The following is a 17,597-nucleotide window of genomic DNA, read 5'->3' on the forward strand; positions in this document are numbered from 1 at the left end:
TTATAAAACCTGTCCAGATCCCGTTGAAGTGCTGTTTTGAATGACATGATAAAAAATATTAATTTCCTGAGTGATAATTTTCTTTCCCTTGAGAACACCCCCTTACGGCCGTCTTTTGAACGGCTAATAAATGCTTCGGTGTCGAGCTCATTGTCAATATGTTTAGTTAGTTTTAGCCTGTAATCTTCCTTTTTTTCAGAATTAGAGTTACCCCCTATATACCCCTATAATTTACACATTTTTTTTATTAATTTGCTTAACTAAACGACATTGAATTATAATCATAAAGAGTCTTTAAAAACAAAATAATATTTTTCAAACCACAAGATTTCATCAATTAATTCAATAATTTTGCAGGATAATATTTTCGTTTGTCATGTATCAAATCAAAAAACTCATAGTTTGCCTCGATCAAAGTGCTTTGGACGATACTTTGGTTCGTTTTGCCTCATTTGTTGCTCAGGTAAATCAGACTAAAAAAATCTACTTTACCAATGTGATTAGGAATATGAATATTCCGAAAGAAGTGTTGGAGGAGTTCCCTAATTTGATTCAGAATATGGTGGATGAGCGCAAAGGAAAAATGAAAGATTTGGTAGCCAAACATTTTGGTAAACAAGATGGAATTGAGTTTTCATTTGTGGTCAAAGAAGGTCAGCTATCCAAGAAAATATTGAAACTAGCTCATGAAAAGTCGGCTGACATGATCATGGTTGGTAGAAAGGTAGAGTTACCAGGCACAGGCGTGCTTTCTCAGAGGCTCGCTAGAAGAGCAAGCTGTAGCCTCTTGATCATTCCAGAGCATGCAGTACCAAAAATTGACAAACTACTTGTACCGAGTGATTTTTCGGACTATTCCAAAGATGCCATGGAGGAAGCTATCATGATTGCAGAAAAATATGGCGGCAAAGCCAAAATTTACTGTCAAAATGTATTTTCTATCCCTTCAGGATATCATTTTACAGGAAAATCATACGAAGAATTTGCATCTATCATGGAAATGCATGCAGAAATCAACTACAAGAAGTTCATCAGGAAAATAGATACCAAAGGTATTCATATCAAACCTCTCTATACCAAGGATGAAGATGATGATCCTGTTGAAGATATTCTTGGTAAAGCTGCAGAAATAAAAGCTGACGGCATCATCATTGGTGCCAAAGGAAGAACAGCTGCCACTGCCCTATTTATCGGCAGTCTGGCGGAGCGATTGATCCAAATGAACGATAGCATCCCACTTTTAGTCACACGACCTAAGGGAAAGAATGCTGGGATTTTGGATTATATTTTGGAGATTTGATAGTAGTCCCGATAGCTATCGAGATTAGATTTTAAATTTTAGAAATTGTTGATAGAAATCGGAAATAGATTATAGATTCAATTTTCTATTTTAGACCTGCTCGGTTTTTCATCAGATTGCGAATGTGCGAATTAACTACACTTTCCCAATACATAGGAAAAGCTTGGCAGGTCTTATGAGATTAAGTAAATACCCTTATTTTTTAATTGAGTGGAAATAGATTGATTTCATTTCAAGTATTCTCCATCTCATCAGGAATACAAAAACAATGTGTAACTATGTGCCTATGTGGTAAAAATCAAAATCGTTATCACAGCTACTAGTTTCAAGCCCTATTTGAGAGCGTAATTTCATTTTTTCACACGCATTTTTAAACTTATTGGTAACTTGGCTGTCTAACTACCAATGATGTCACTTAGCGATCTCACCATTCTTAACATGATCAAAGACCCTAATCAACGTGAAAAGGGTTATCGAGCACTGGTGGAAACCTACCAAAGACGAGTTTACAGCATCATTCGAAAGATGGTCATTATACATGAAGATGCTGATGATATCTTGCAAAACACCTTTATAAAGGCGTTTCGGAACATCAATTCTTTTCAAAGCAATTCTTCTCTTTATACTTGGTTATACAGGATTGCCGTCAATGAGAGTTTAAATTTCCTTGAAAAGAAAAAAAGAAGGTACTTCTTTCCTGTAGAAGATCATGAAGAAGCAATGAAAAGCTATATCGACCAATCACCCTTGATCGATGGAGATGAAATACAGAGGATCTTGCAAAAGTCGCTTCTAAAGTTACCCGAGAAGCAAAGGTTGGTCTTCAATTTAAAATATTATGAAGACTTGAGTTACGAAGAAATCAGTAAAATCACAAATACATCAGTAGGTGCACTCAAAGCGAGCTACCATCATGCTGTGAAAAAAATTGAAAGTGATTTGAAAATAGAATAAACCATTGAGCAAATCCATTGTCTAAAGCAATTATGATGAATAACATTCCCAAGCAAAACATCTATAAGGTTCCTGATGCTTACTTCGATAAGCTCACTGATGATATCTTATCTAAAAACAACGACAGAAAATCAAGAATGATTTGGGCTAGAAGCATGGCTGCTTCTACAGCACTCATCTTAAGTGTAGGTTTGTACCTTTTCAATAGTGACATCAATAGTCCTGAAAACTTCCAAGATAAAATGAATAGTGACATCAATCTTTATATCAATTCGGGTTATTGGTCTGCTGAAGATGCACTTTCACTTACTGAAAATCCAAATGATATTCTAGACCAAATCATTTCAGAGGAATGGAGTGCTTACTCAAATGATGATTTGGAAAGTGAATTCTGGTATTAAAACAAAATAAACATGAAGACTTCAAGATATCTATTGATCCTTATGATGCTATGTTTTTCAAGCTTAGCTTTAGCACAGAGAGATCAAAACCAAAGATTTGATAAAGAAAAGTTTGAAACTGCCCGTGTAGCATTCATCACAAATAGACTAGACTTGAAAACAGATCAAGCCGAAAAGTTTTGGCCTATTTTCAATAAATTCAACGACGATAGGGAAAGTATCATGACCAAATTGTCAGAAATAAGTAAAGAATCCGAAGGAAATATTTCTGAGAATGATGCCAAAAGCCTCATTAATAAAAGACTTGAACTACAAGAAGAGCTTTTGAAATTAGATCAGAAATTCATGTCTGAGGTTACAAAAGTCATCACGAACAAACAGGCTTTGGCCTTAGGTGGAATCAGTCGAGATTTTGCACGACAAATCTACCGCATGAATAATCAAAGGGGAAGAGGAAATTAATTCGGTTTTACTCTTTGAAACTGTTTTTGATTATAAAAAGTGCTCACTTTTTTAACAATGGTAAAGCCTTTCTTTTAATATCAGTAAATTCATAAATGAATGCTTTAGATATTCAAAGAAAGGCTTTTTGGCTATTCTTAAATAAGATAATTACCAGTTATTCTATGCTTTTTATCTTATTGCTTCTTAAGCAAATCACGAATTTCTTCAAGTAAGATTTCCGATTTTGGAGGTGTAACTGGAATTACTGGCACAGGTTCTTTTTTCTTTTTGGTCAAATTAATCCCTTTGATTACCAAAAAGATAACGAATGCAATAATAATAAAATCTACAACATGTTGTATAAAGTTACCATAACTTAATACAACTTCTGCCATTTCGCGTCCTTCTTCTGTGACATAAGCATCTCGCAAAACTACCGAAAGATCTTTGAAGTCAACCCCACCAATAAGCACTCCTATAGGAGGCATGATAATATCATTTACAAAGGAAGAAACGATCCTTCCAAAAGCGCCGCCTATGATAACAGCAATAGCTAAATCAAGGACATTTCCTCTTACAGCAAATTCCTTGAATTCTTTTAACATTCCCATAGAATAAATTGAATAGGTTGATAATTTTTAAATAATATTTCAAATATAATTTTTTTATACATCTATCTTCTGAAATTCTCAATTATTTTCAAAGAATGGAGATAATATTTTTATGCATCACATCACTAAAAAAAGTTATTTGACAACAATATGAAAAATGTAAAAATACATTCTTGTTAAATTTGAAATCCTTTTTACAAAATTTCATAACTTTGAAGCAAACCTATTAAATCACTTATGAAAATTGCATTGATTGCACATGATGGGAAAAAAGCCGACATGGTTCACTTCCTTTCTGGATTTAAAGAAGAATTACATCAAACCGAAATTAACCTGTTTGCCACAGGAACGACTGGTTCACATATAGAAAGAGCAGGCTTTAAAGTAACCAAACTGCTTTCAGGCCCATTGGGTGGTGATGCACAGATCGCTTCCATGGCGGCTCAAAAAGAGTTAGATTTGGTGATTTTTTTTAGAGATCCTTTAGATAAACACCCTCACGAACCGGATGTACAGATGCTAATGAGAATATGTGATGTGCACAATATTCCATTGGCGACCAATCCAGCTGCTGCTGAGATGATTTTTAAATATTTGACAAACTCAAAAGAGACATGGAACCAAAGACAATAAAAAGAATTGGAGTATTAACTTCTGGTGGTGATGCACCAGGAATGAATGCAGCGATAAGAGCTGTAGTAAGAGCTGGATTTTATTATAACCTTGAAATGTACGGTATCTACAGAGGATATGAAGGTATGATCAATGATGAAATCAAAAAGCTTGAAACAAAAAATATTGCACACGTTTTGGAAAGAGGTGGTACATTTCTAAAATCTGCAAGAAGTGCGGAGTTCAGGACACCAGAGGGTAGACAGAAAGCCTACGATAATCTTCAAAAGCATGGCATAGATGCCTTAGTAGTTATTGGTGGGGATGGTTCTTTGACAGGAGCCCATTTATTCTTTCAAGAATTTGGCATACCCGCTATAGGCCTACCAGGGACTATAGACAATGACCTTTCAGGAACTGACAGTACTATTGGTTTCGACACTGCATGTAATACGGCTATTCAAGCAATTGATAAAATTAGAGATACAGCTACTTCCCATGACAGATTATTCTTTGTAGAAGTAATGGGAAGAGATGCGGGCTTTATAGCCATCAATGCAGGAATTGGAAGTGCAGCGGCGGCTACATTGATCCCTGAAAAGAAAATGCCAATCGAAAGATTAGTTGAAAGATTGAAAGCAAGGAAGAAAGCAATGAAACAATCTAACATAGTGATCGTCGCTGAAGGTGGTAAAAGTGGTGGAGCTGCTGAGATTGCTGACAAAATCAAAAAACAGCTTCCTTCTTATGATATTAAGGTCACTATTCTTGGACACTTACAGCGTGGTGGTTCACCATCTTCTTTTGATAGGGTATTGGCAAGTAAGCTTGGTGTTGCAGCTGTGGAAGGATTGATGCAAGGCAAATACGATGTCATGGCTGGGGTGATAAACAATAAAATCGTCTATACTCCTATCACAAAAGCCATTGTAGATGATAAAGAAGTAGATGAGGATGATTTTAGAATTGCTAAGATTCTATCAACATAAAAAGTTTAGCTTAATTTAATTTGATAAGCTTTTATATTTCGAATTAAAATAAGGTGTATAAAAACAAAACCACTTCATGAGAAGTGGTTTTGTTTTTATAAGTGTGCTTACTCTACTCCACTATTTTGAAATTATTAATGTAGAATATCCGGGCAATCTCATTTGACCATTTTCTAAACTACCTGAAGCGTAACTATAAATCATATTTTCAAATTCTTCAGGTGCTTCCATTTTTTGTTCTTGATCACTTAGATTGTGAATTACAAGAAACCTTTCACCATCATGCTCTCTGTAATAAACCATCAACTCAGAAGGCACATCATTGTCAAAAAGATCCAGACTCCCAAGAGCAAGAGGCTTATTTGTATTTCTCAGCTTGATAATTTCTTTATAATGATTAAAATAGCTAGTGCTCATTGATTTTTGAATAGCCAAAGGAGTAACCATTTCATCAATAGCATATTTAGGCTCTATCCAAGTAGTTCTTCCTTTGTCATTAGCCTTGATATCCCAAAGAAATGGCTCTCTAATATGTTCATCTGGTTTATCTCCTAGCATTCCTATTTCTTCACCATAGTAAATGTACGGAGCTCCAGGCATTGTCATCAGTATGTTTATAGCTTGCTTGTATTTTTTAGGATTCTGATTTAAAGAGTTTAACAACCGAGGCTGATCATGATTTGAAGAGAATGTGGCATCGATAAAATCATCCGTAATACTTCCATAGAAGTCCAAAATACCCTTTTGCTTTTCCACAAGAAGCTTCCCATTTACTTTTTCATATGCTTCAAGTAAGGTATAATGGAAATCAAAGTTGAACAATGCTGGAAGACCAGGTAAATATGGAGCCACGACTTCCTGCATGTCATACACCTCTCCTACTAAATATATATCTGGTTTGATTTTGGTCATTTCTGCACGAAACTCTTTCCAAAACTCATGGTTATCTTCTGGCCTATCATCTGGAAATATATGCTTGGCAGCGTCCAACCTAAAGCCATCAACTCCAACTTCTTCAAGCCAAAACTTTCCAATATCATAAATCTCTTGACGCACTTTGGGGTTGTCAAAATTCAAATCTGGCATTCCACCGTAAAAAAATCCATAATAAAAATCATCACCATGCCCTGGATCGTGCCATTGCCTGATATTATCGCTATCTAAAGTAATCGTTTTCTTATTCAAAAATTCAGCAATTGTATCCTTCTGAGCCCATACATAATAGTCTCTGTAGGGGTTATCTCTTCCCTTTTGAGACTCTTGGAACCAAGGATGCTCTGTACTTGTGTGATTGATGATCATATCGATCACAATCTTGATGTCTTTTTTATGCGCTTCTTTGATTAATTTTTTGAAATCATCTAATGTACCATAGTCTGGATGGATTTCCTTATAATCAGTCACGTCATACTTATGATAGCTTGGAGAAGGCATGATCGGCATAAACCAGATTGCATTCGCTCCAAGTTCTTTCACATGCTCCAGTTTTTTGGTTACTCCAGCGATATCTCCAATACCATCACCATCTGAATCATAGAACGACTGAATAAAAATCTCATAAGTAATACCAGCATGTGGCCAATGATTTTCTAAAGAATTACTTGTCTCTGAAGTACAAGAAAATATAGTCATTAATAATAGTGAAATTGGAATTATGATATTGATCTTCATTGTAAACAATTTAAATAAAAACGCTTCAAAAAAAGAAAAAGTCACAACTTGGTGACTTTTCCCTGTTTTGAAGTAGATTATTATTAATTTCTATTGACAGCATTGAGCATATCAAAAGCAACTTCTAGTCTTTGAATAAAGTTTTCCTCACCTTTCCTCAACCAAACTCTTGGGTCATAGAATTTCTTATTTGGACTATCTTCTCCATTTGGATTCCCCAATTGACTTTGTAGGAATCCTTCGTTTGATTTGTAAAACTTCAGAATACCCTCCCAGAATGCCCACTGCATATCCGTGTCAATATTCATTTTGATAGATCCATAGCTATTAGCTTCTCTGATCTCTTCTACAGATGAACCTGATCCTCCATGGAATACAAAGAACAAAGGCTTACCTGAAGTTCCATATTTCTCATTGATGAAGTCTTGAGAATTTTTCAAAATCTCTGGTCTCAATGATACATTACCTGGCTTATATACTCCATGAACATTTCCAAATGCTGCTGCAATGGTAAACAAGTCACCTACTTGCTTCAAGTTTTCATATGCATACGCAACTTCTTCCGGCTGAGTGTAAAGTTTTGAGCTGTCTACATCCGAATTATCTACACCGTCTTCTTCACCACCAGTGACACCAAGCTCAATTTCAATAGCCATTTGAAGTTTATGGAATTCTTTGTAGTATTTCACGGAAGTTTCGATATTTTCTTCTAGAGACTCCTCTGAAAGATCTAGCATATGAGAGCTGTACAATGGTCTTTTGTATGCCTCATAGTATGCTTTTCCTTCAACTAACATGCCGTCTATCCATGGCAATAATTTCTTTGCAGCATGGTCTGTATGAAGTATCACTGGAACACCATAAGCTTCCGCCATTTTGTGCACGTGTAATGCGCCTGAAATAGCACCAGCTACACTGGCTTGTTGTTTGTCATTAGCGAGACCTTTACCTGCATAAAACTGTGCCCCTCCATTAGAAAACTGTATAATCACCGGAGAATTAACTTTTTTAGCAGTTTCTAAAACACCGTTAATCGTACTTGTATTTATTACGTTTACTGCTGGTAAAGCAAATTCATTTTCTTTAGCATAAGACAAAAGGTCTTTTAGCTCTTCACCATACTTAACTCCTGGTTTGAATTTCATCTTTTTGATTTAATGGTTTGTTTAATTTTTAATAAACCGTCTTCTAATGATCTGACGGCCATTATAAAGCTCAAAGATATAAAGACCTGCTTTAAAATCCCTTATTTCAAGCTCTAAAATATTCGAATCTACATCGGAAGCACCAGAAAGAAGCTCTTTACCAGTAACATCTACTACTCTAAAATCAAATTTTCCTACTTCAACTCCAGATTGAACAAATAATTTATCTGAACTTGGATTAGGATAAATATTACATTTCAAATCATTTATTGCTTCATTATCTATTGAGGTGATGATATCTTCCAAAATATCTCCTTCGGGCATCTCGATCTTTTGGTTAGTATACAGCAGGAACTGATTTGGCCTTAGGTTAGTATGGAATTCACCTGAACTTACCATGATTTCTTCACCAGTAAAATAATTATACCATGTGCCATTACTAGGAAAATTCAATGTTACATTATTTACGGAACTTGTCCCAAAATTCCCATAAAGTACCATTTGCATTTCTTCTCCTATAGAGGTAATTGACTTCACTGACTCCTCTAAACTCAAAGCAACTTCTATAGGTGTGTTAAACAGATCATGTTCCTGCTTTAAGTTCATCATTGCCTTGTAGAGGTTAAACAGCCGTGACCTGTGAGAATTATTTAGATATTCCCATCTAGTTGGTTTTATTCCCAACCTGTCATTGTTGAGTTCAAGATCGTATCCAAACTCCTCAAACTGCCAAAGCATTTTGGGACCAGGTATTGCAAAGAAAAAAGTAGCCATCAATTGATTCCTATTTACTGCATGATTGATTTGTCTAAAATCTATTGGAGACCTTCGACCATGGATCAATGATTCCCAAATGGTTCTTTCCTCATCATGACTTTCCATATAGCTGACCAAGTAATTCTTGTCCCAGCCCCTTGTTTGAAAATATCCCCAATCGAAATTCCTGGAGTTACCTTTAGCCATTTCTCTAAAATCATGGTTTAGATTTCCCCAGAACATCAAACCATGGTTTGCCAATTCTTTTTCCTCTTCATTATCAGCAAAGTGTTCCAAGATCACATATGCATCTGGAAAATCAGCCTTGATTTGATCATAGATATACTTCCAAATTGCAATTCTTGATTCATCTTTTTGACTCCAAAAACCAACATCATTGCCAGAGTTCACTTGTGTAAAACCTTTGCTCAAATCAAATCTGTAACCATCGAACTTATATTCAGACATCCAGTAATGATTAACAGTATCCACAAATGCCTTGGTATAAGTGCTTTCATGGTTGAAATCATACCCTACATTGAATGGATGCTTTGCTTCTCTATTGAACCATGGATTATCTAATGTAGGCGCTCCATAATCGCCATCATTATACAATCTCACCATAGGACTTTGACCAAAAGCATGATTGAGCACCATATCAAGAATGACCACCATGTCTCTTTTATGTGCCTCATCAATAAGCTCTTTTAACTCATTTTTGGTACCGTAATATTTATCGGGAGCAAAGAAAAATGATGGATTATATCCCCAAGAAAGATTTCCTTCAAACTCTTTGATAGGCATCAACTCTATAGCATTGATCCCTAAGCCTTTGAGATAATCCAAGCGCTCTATTACTGCTTGATAATTCCTTCTTTCATCAAAATCTCTAACTAATAGCTCGTAAACTATCAATTCTTCAGGCTTAGGTTTGTTATAATCTAGATATTTCCATTGATAGGGCTCTTGACCCGTCTGCAAATAAGAAGCTTGAAAGCTAGTCTTTTCCTGCGGATAAGGTAAAAGCCCTAGATACCTATTTTGATCTATAATCTCTTGGTCATGAAATGGGTCCGATACCTTGTCAGTATAAGGATCTCCAATTCTAAGCTTACCATCAACTAAGTATTGGAAAATATATTCCTTCCCTTTTTCCAAGCCTGTAATTCTTGCCCAAAACTTTTCCCTATCTGGTGTTTGGAACATTTGATAATCAGGATGTATTTGCCAATCATTGAAGTCTCCAATCACAAATACATTCCTCTTCAAGGGAGCTTCCAATACCAAAACTACTTCTGTGTCAGATATGTAATTGATACCCTTTAAGGCACCTGAAGGTAATGCAGCTAATGGACTTTGATCAACAACATTTATCAATAATTCTTTACTCACCTCCTCTGTTCCTAGTTCTGCCTTGGCTGTTATTGAAAACGAACCTACGGAATTGCCTTCAAATATATATGATAATTGATCTGCTTGGGTTGCTATAGCAACTACTTGGTCGTCTACTGAGATACTTAGACTTGCAATTTCTGAAGAAACTACAGTCACTTCTTGGCTATCGCCTAATTCTAAAAGAAGAGAAGAAACACTTGGGTTAGCTATAAAAACATCAAAACCTTGACTCAAATCTATAAAGAAATCACCATTGGTATCACTTTTCCCTTCTCTACTGCCATCCGCATTCCTAAATACCAGTCCTAAACGATAAATAACATCCTCTGAATCCTTCTCAAATAGGGTACTTGGGTTTAATTCCCATTCCCAAAGATCATCTTCTCCTTCCACCCTAGTCATTCTAGCATCAGGATTCGATGTACCCCACTGAAAAGGTACAATCTCCCATGTCGTAGAACTCGCACCCTGAATGACTGCTCCTATATGAATATATACTGCATCAGCACCTATCAGACCTGAGGTGCCTTGTGAAGCATCGTAGATGATCTTGATATTCTGATCTGCGCGGGGAAATGCTGGCTGCGTTGTGATTTGAGCAATGATCTGGTTTTGAAAACCAAAAAACAGTACAAAAAACAAAACTTGAGTAAACCTATTATACATTACATTTTGGAAATGAGGAGGTTGAAAGTGAACTACATTGGTGATGAATTAAAAAAAGAAAAGTACTGGATATACCAGTACTTTCTTTGAAGCGCTTTACCGCTAATTCTTTGTTATTGAATATCTAATTTCCCAAGGCGTCTTCATGTCAAGAATTATTGTATAGTTCCCCGCCTCAGCTACTGGAATATCATCCCCGTCAATTTCAAGGACACCGTCTTCATCTGTCATTCCAAAGTTATCATCCCAAGAAACATCTTCTGTTCTAAACTTAAAGTTCCCTACCGCTAGATCAATGGTAATAGTAAGCACATTTTCATCTCTATCAAAGGACATAGGCGTTTCTGTATTCCAGCCTCCTGGAGTAGCATCACCGATAATACCCCAAGTTCCTATTCTCTCAAGTTCATACGTTAGATTTTCCAAATCTGCTTTTACTCTGTAGGTTCCAAATCCATCTGCAATATCCAAATTTCCTCCTCCTTCTGCCAAAGAGTTTGCACTGGCTCCCAAACCATAATCAGGGAAATCATCCCAAGCAGGACCTGTAATAAATTTAAACTCTCCGGTTCCAGAAAGTATATGAACAAAGCCCTCATAAACATCATCAGATCCCTCAGAATAAATAATTGTGAAGTTATTTTCTGGATTCCAACCTTGATAATCCCCTGGTATTCTCAATGAAGGGAACTCTATTTGAGTTGGGTAAGTGGTAACTGAAATAGTAGTCACCGGCCCTGTAACACTGGGTAGGCTTTCACGAGCAGGGTCAGCTAAAACCCTAAACTCTAAATTACCAGCTACTTCTGGTTCAAGACCTTTAGCTACTGCTCTCCTATTCAAATCATTTATATTAACCTCAACTGTGGTCAAAGTATCAGATCCCACAGCCACTGGAGCAGCAAAATTATTCCCAACAGCATCTATTTGTATCGTATAGGTAACTAAACCTGCTTCAACTCCGAAGTCTCCTGGAGTAATATTAAAAACTAATACATCGTCCGAATTTTCACTCAAAAGTACCAAATTACTTGGCGGACTCGCCAAGGATGCTCCAGATTGGTTTATAAGCCTAGGCTCATCAATTGTTTCACAAGACCACATTAATGGTAATGTAAAAATGAATAACATTAGTTTGGTAATAATTCTCATTGGTAGATTGATTTTAGGTGTTTATTGTTAATTTCAACATTAATATATTAACATTTTGAATAAGTATAATGCAAACTCCTTGTTTGAAAAGAAAATCTAATCATAAGTACTCAATATGAAAACTTAACTATATTATACAAATTGGTATTACAGAACAAATATTATTTTTAAAAACTATCTTAATTATTTTATGCAATCGTCACCGCAAACGATTGCAATAAATATATTTTTATGAAAAGTTGAATATTCAGTATTGTCTTATCTCAAAATCATATGCAATTTTTATCTAAACATGGCATTTGAATTTTTGATTTTCATTACCTTTAAAATATTAGAATAATATAATTTTCATGAAACTAGGTCAAGCCACCATTAAGGATATAGCAAAAGCGCTAAATGTTTCCGCTTCTACTGTATCCAGAGCACTAAAAGATTACCCAGGAATTAGCAATGAAACCAAAAAGAAAGTAAAGGAACTTGCCGAGCACCTCAATTACCGACCAAATGCTGTAGCTCTTAGCCTAAGAAAGAGTAAATCAAATACCATTGGGGTAATTATACCAGAAGTGGTTCATTTCTTCTTTTCTACTGTAATCAGTGGAATTGAAGAAGTTGCATTTGCCAATGGATATAATGTGGTCTTATGTCAGACAAATGAAAAATTTGCAAGAGAACTCTCTAGCATCGAAACCATGCTCGATAATCAAATCGATGGTCTTTTGATTAGTTATTCCAAAGAAACTGAGGATTTCAATCATTTTCAAAAACTTATAGATTTAAATTTCCCAATAGTTTTTTTTGATAGAGTTCCAGAAATACCCAATACCGTAAATGTCATAGTAAATGATTTTCAAGGTGCATATGATGCTACAAAACACCTTATTGATCAAGGATATAAAAACTTTGCACACCTAGCTGGGCCAAAGAACCTTACCATTAGTAAGAAGAGAATGGAGGGATACAAAGAAGCTTTGGAAGATCATAAAATTGATATTAACCCAGAGTGGATGTTTCATTGTCCAGAGGGAAGTAAAGAAGAAAGTATTCGAATCATAAAAACGCTATATCAAAAAGGTGGGGAATTACCAGATGCTATTTTTGCTAGTAATGATATTGCCGCAGCAGGTGCCATGGTCGCCCTCAAAGATTTAGGCTATCAAATACCCGCTCAAGTTGGAGTTGTTGGGTTTTCAAATTGGCAATTTTGCTCCATGATAGACCCTCCCTTGTCCACAATAGCTCAGCCAGGATTCAAAATGGGAGAGATCGCTACTAGCCTTCTGTTGACTTGCATAGCTGAGAAAGACACCTCTAATAAAGAGGGTAAAACCGTCATTCTAGATACAGAACTACTCATCCGACAGTCCTCCCAAAAATAGGATATGATTTTTTTTAATATTTCTTGTACTAATTTATGCAAACGATTGAATACCGCTTGATTATCAAAATTAAAGGTTTGTTTGTACACTAAGTTGCTTTAAAAACACATACTACATTCACTGTACTTTTTTACTTTGATTTTCATTTATAAATTTATGAGAAATCAGTACTCAAACTAGATGCTGATTGCTCATAAATTCTAGCACTTAATCATTGCAAATGGAAAACTCTTCTAATCATTCCCAAAATGCTCACGTCGGTAATGTGAAAACTATCACTTACCAAAAAAATTCAATTTCAGGAACGACAGATACCGCATATTTTAAAATCTCAGTTTTTTCAACGGAAGTTATAAGGGTTCAAGTGAATAAGTTCTCACAATTTTATCCGAACCCATACAGTGTGATAAAAGATCAAAATATTGACACCAACATCGAAATCAAAAAATCTGATGGACAGTCGATTATTGCAACAGACAAATTAGAAGTTGTCATTAATCATCAACCTTTTCATATCAAATTCAATGATCAATCTGGCCAGATCCTCAATGAGGATGATGAATCCTTTTCTATTTCTTGGCTCGGAACTGAAGTCACCAACTATAAAAAACTACAACCAAATGAGAAATTTATAGGCCTTGGAGAAAAGACAGGCAACTTAGACAGATCTGGGGCAGCTTATACAAACTGGAATACTGATTATTTTGCTTACGGGGTTGGCGATGATCCTCTCTATATGTCTATCCCCTTTTACATGGGAGTATTAGAAAACCGTGCCTATGGAATATTTTTTGACAATACCCACAAATCCATTTTTAATTTTGGCGCTTCAAATAGGCGCTTCATGTACTACTCAGCAGATGATGGGGACATGGATTACTATTTTATTCATGATGATTCAGTAGCTGATATTATATCTCACTATACTTCTTTGACCGGACGCATGGAGTTGCCTCCAAAGTGGGCACTTGGATTTCAACAGTGTAGGTATTCTTACTACCCAGAATCAGAGGTATTGACGCTAGCCAATACGTTTAGAGATAAGAAAATGCCCGCTGATGTCATCTATTTGGATATTCATCATATGGAAAAATACAAGGTATTCACCTTTGATGGTGAGAAATTTCCAAATCCTCAACAAATGATTCAAAGTCTTAAAGAAAAAGGCTTTAGGGTAGTTGTAATTATGGACCCGGGCATCAAAGTTGAGAAAGGTTACGATCCATATGATGATGGTAAAGCTAACGACCTCTTTATTAAGTTTCCTGATGGAGAAGATTATGAAGGCCAAGTTTGGCCAGGATGGTGTACATTCCCAGATTTCACCATGGAGAAAACAAGAAAATGGTGGGGAGAAAAGATGAAATTCTACAAAGATGCAGGAGTAGACGGGTATTGGACCGATATGAATGAGCCCGCTTCATGGGGTCAATTTACTCCAAATCTTATAAATTTTGATTATGAAGGAGAACAAGTAAGTCATAGAAAGGCAAGAAATATCTACGGCATGCAAATGGCTAAAGCAGCAAAAGAAGGTAGCGAAAAGCAAAACCCTAAAGAAAGGCCTTTTGTCCTCACAAGAGCTGGTTTCTCTGGAGTTCAGCGGTATGCAGCGGCATGGACCGGTGACAATGTCTCCACTGATGCTCACATGCTAGCAGGCATCAGGTTAGTGAATAGTTTAGGAATAAGCGGTGTATCATTTGCAGGTTACGACATTGGAGGGTTTGCAGGTGAAGCAAGCAAGGGTTTGTTTGCCAGATGGATGAGTATCGCGGCATTTGCTCCACTTTTCAGGGCACATTCTATGATCAACTCAAATGATGCCGAGCCATGGGCATTTGGAGAAGAAGTAGAAGAAATTTCGAGAAATTACATGAAGCTTAGGTATCAACTTTTACCGACAATCTACAGTTATTTTTATAAAAGTGCCATGACAGGGCAATCAATTGCCACAAGTTTAGCTATTCCATATAGCTTTGATAAAAAAATATACTCAGGTGCTTACCAAAATCAATACCTATTTTGTGATAGCTTTCTTATCGCACCAGTAGAAAGCTTCAAAGAGATTACAAAAGTATATTTACCAGAGGGAGATTGGTATTACTTTTATGATGATAAAAAATATATAGGAAAAAATGAGATATATGTAGATTGTCCTTTAAGCTATTTACCAGTTTTTGTGAAAGCTGGAGCTGTCTTCACCATGCAATCTTCCATACAGCATACAGCAGATCAAAATGATGGTCACCTTCATGTTCATGTATATGCTGGAAAAGTTGAGCAAAATTTTGTGCATTATGAAGATGATGGCATTTCTTTATCACATTTGAAAGGTGAATATCTAAAAAGAAATATCATTTGGAACTCCGCAAAGAAAAAATTACACTTCGAATCAACAGAAGGAAATTACGTTTCAGATTTCCACACGATAGTGATTCATTTGCATGGATTCAGCGATAGCGATATCCAAATTGATCAACAATCCTATACAACTCATCTAGGTGATTTTGCTTTTTTAGACAAACTCACTGATTTTGACCCCCTACCTGATCATAGTCATCCACACTTGAAAATTAAAGAATTGATATCTTTTACAATTCCATATCAAGCTGAGGACTTCACTATTCAATTTTAGTTTACTCATAACAATTAACAACCCACCCAAAAGATGCATGTAGAAGGAAATAAACCAAAGCTTAGCTTTTGGCAAATTTGGAATATGAGTTTCGGGTTTCTGGGAATTCAATTTGGATTTGCCCTTCAAGGCGGATTTATGTCAAGGATATTCCAGACCCTTGGAGCTGAAAAAGATGCGATTCCCATGCTATGGATTGCTGCGCCACTGACAGGACTAATCGTACAACCGATCGTAGGCTATCTAAGTGATCGCACTTGGCATCCCATTCTTGGAAGACGAAGACCATTTTTCTTCATTGGTGCTGTACTTAGCACATTGGCTTTGTTTTTTGCACCTTATTCCAGTGCATTATGGATGGCCGTAGGCTCGCTATGGATACTTGATGCTTCCATCAATATCAGTATGGAACCATTTAGAGCCTTGGTGGCAGACAAGCTACCTGATAGTCAACGCTCTTATGGATTTGTAGTACAAACCTTAATTATTGGGATTGGTACTTGGATAGCAAGCAATTTGCCTTGGTTTATGACTCAGTTAGGAGTTTCAAATACTGCAGGCCCAGGTGTTATACCTGATTCTGTCAAGTTTGCATTTGGAATAGGTGCATTTGTATTGTTTTCAAGTATTTTGATTACCATTCTGACGACCAAAGAATACCCACCAGAGAACCTGGAAGCTTTTCAAGAAGAAAAAGAGAAAAATCGCGGATTTTTGTATGGAGTATTTGAAATTTTCAAGAATATCGTTAGCATGCCCAAAGTTATGTTCCAGTTGGGGCTTGTTCAATTCTTCTCATGGTTTGCCTTTTTTACCATGTGGAGTTTTGCAACTCCTGCCATTACCGAGCATATCTTTGGTGCCACAGACCCCACTTCCTTAGCTTACAATAATGCAGCAGACAGTGTTGGAAATTATCTTGGCACTTATGGTTTGACGTCTATGTTTTTTGCGCTGACCCTAGCCATGATTACGAGTAAAATCAAAATTAACCGAAAACTAGTCCATATGCTTAGTCTCATTGCTGGCGGGATTGGATTTATAAGTATATATTATGTAAAAGAAGCATGGATGCTTCACATAAGCTTCTCTTTAGTAGGTATTGCTTGGGCAAGTATACTTTCCATGCCTTATGCCATGCTCTCCAGCTCTGTAAATCCTAAAAAAATGGGTGTTTTCATGGGGATTTTTAACATGTTCATCGTACTTCCTCAGATTCTTGCTGCCTTAGGAGGTATCAATTTCTTATACAAACTTTTGTTTGGCGAAAATGTAGTATTTACGATGGTTTTGGCTGGTACATCTTTGTTCATAGCAGGTCTTTGTACCTTATTGATTACGAACAAAGCTGTGACTCATGATGGGTAAAAAGTCAACTACTAATGTTTAAAAAAATTATTTACACCCTTTGTGAAGGTTGAAAATCAGCATTCGGTCTTTAAATTTTGATTGTATGATACGTTAATGGTATGCTTAATTATAAA

At 36.1% G+C, this 17,597-nt stretch carries 14 protein-coding genes; 9 read left to right on the forward strand and 5 right to left on the reverse strand.

Features of this window, described 5'->3' with window-relative positions:
- Positions 1 to 376 precede the first annotated feature (376 nt).
- From MM239_RS03965 to MM239_RS03980, 4 genes are all read left to right on the forward strand, one after another.
- Positions 377 to 1,300 carry a universal stress protein gene (locus MM239_RS03965; RefSeq protein WP_241346776.1) on the forward strand — a complete coding sequence of 308 codons (924 nt, stop codon included), beginning with the start codon at positions 377 to 379 and terminating at the stop codon, positions 1,298 to 1,300.
- Positions 1,301 to 1,705: 405 nt separating this feature from the next.
- Positions 1,706 to 2,254 (forward strand): RNA polymerase sigma factor, encoded by a 549-nt coding sequence (locus tag MM239_RS03970; protein ID WP_241346778.1) that lies wholly within the window; start codon positions 1,706 to 1,708, stop codon positions 2,252 to 2,254.
- Between the two features lie 32 nt (positions 2,255 to 2,286).
- A complete protein-coding gene (locus MM239_RS03975; RefSeq protein WP_241346780.1) occupies positions 2,287 to 2,655 on the forward strand; it encodes a hypothetical protein in 369 nt (122 codons plus the stop codon).
- Positions 2,656 to 2,667: 12 nt separating this feature from the next.
- Entirely contained in the window at positions 2,668 to 3,117 is a 450-nt protein-coding gene (locus MM239_RS03980; RefSeq protein ID WP_241346782.1) for a hypothetical protein, read from the forward strand.
- 176 nt (positions 3,118 to 3,293) lie between these two features.
- Here the strand turns inward: MM239_RS03980 and mscL are convergent, their stop codons facing one another.
- Positions 3,294 to 3,710, reverse strand: coding sequence for a large-conductance mechanosensitive channel protein MscL (mscL, locus tag MM239_RS03985; RefSeq protein ID WP_241346783.1), 417 nt, complete (start codon positions 3,708 to 3,710; stop codon positions 3,294 to 3,296).
- Positions 3,711 to 3,947: 237 nt separating this feature from the next.
- On the opposite strand from mscL, the gene MM239_RS03990 reads away from it, so the two are divergent.
- Positions 3,948 to 4,343 carry a methylglyoxal synthase gene (locus MM239_RS03990; protein ID WP_241346784.1) on the forward strand — a complete coding sequence of 132 codons (396 nt, stop codon included), beginning with the start codon at positions 3,948 to 3,950 and terminating at the stop codon, positions 4,341 to 4,343.
- Entirely contained in the window at positions 4,325 to 5,311 is a 987-nt protein-coding gene (gene pfkA / locus MM239_RS03995; RefSeq protein ID WP_241346785.1) for a 6-phosphofructokinase, read from the forward strand. Before MM239_RS03990 ends, pfkA begins: the two co-directional genes overlap by 19 nt.
- Positions 5,312 to 5,431: 120 nt before the next feature.
- Here the strand turns inward: pfkA and MM239_RS04000 are convergent, their stop codons facing one another.
- The 4 genes from MM239_RS04000 to MM239_RS04015 all read right to left on the reverse strand — a co-directional run bounded on the left by MM239_RS04000 (position 5,432) and on the right by MM239_RS04015 (position 12,096).
- Positions 5,432 to 6,982 (reverse strand): alpha-amylase family glycosyl hydrolase, encoded by a 1,551-nt coding sequence (locus tag MM239_RS04000; protein ID WP_241346786.1) that lies wholly within the window; start codon positions 6,980 to 6,982, stop codon positions 5,432 to 5,434.
- 83 nt (positions 6,983 to 7,065) lie between these two features.
- Complete coding sequence (gene fbaA, locus MM239_RS04005) at positions 7,066 to 8,127, reverse strand: class II fructose-bisphosphate aldolase (protein WP_241346788.1); 1,062 nt, start codon at positions 8,125 to 8,127, stop codon at positions 7,066 to 7,068.
- 21 nt (positions 8,128 to 8,148) lie between these two features.
- Complete coding sequence (locus MM239_RS04010) at positions 8,149 to 10,944, reverse strand: alpha-amylase family glycosyl hydrolase (protein WP_241346790.1); 2,796 nt, start codon at positions 10,942 to 10,944, stop codon at positions 8,149 to 8,151.
- Between the two features lie 102 nt (positions 10,945 to 11,046).
- On the reverse strand, positions 11,047 to 12,096 hold the full coding sequence (locus MM239_RS04015) for a SusE domain-containing protein (protein ID WP_241346792.1): 1,050 nt from the start codon (positions 12,094 to 12,096) through the stop codon (positions 11,047 to 11,049).
- 350 nt (positions 12,097 to 12,446) lie between these two features.
- Here MM239_RS04015 and MM239_RS04020 point away from each other — a divergent pair, with 350 nt between their 5' ends.
- From MM239_RS04020 to MM239_RS04030, 3 genes are all read left to right on the forward strand, one after another.
- On the forward strand, positions 12,447 to 13,475 hold the full coding sequence (locus tag MM239_RS04020; protein ID WP_241346794.1) for a LacI family DNA-binding transcriptional regulator: 1,029 nt from the start codon (positions 12,447 to 12,449) through the stop codon (positions 13,473 to 13,475).
- Between the two features lie 220 nt (positions 13,476 to 13,695).
- Positions 13,696 to 16,113, forward strand: coding sequence for a glycoside hydrolase family 31 protein (locus MM239_RS04025; protein WP_241346796.1), 2,418 nt, complete (start codon positions 13,696 to 13,698; stop codon positions 16,111 to 16,113).
- Between the two features lie 84 nt (positions 16,114 to 16,197).
- Positions 16,198 to 17,481: an MFS transporter gene (locus MM239_RS04030; protein WP_241346797.1), complete on the forward strand. Its 1,284-nt coding sequence runs from the start codon at positions 16,198 to 16,200 to the stop codon at positions 17,479 to 17,481.
- The last annotated feature ends 116 nt before the right edge of the window (positions 17,482 to 17,597 follow it).

This window comes from Belliella filtrata (assembly GCF_022549775.1).
Classification (GTDB): Bacteria; Bacteroidota; Bacteroidia; order Cytophagales; family Cyclobacteriaceae; genus Belliella; species Belliella filtrata.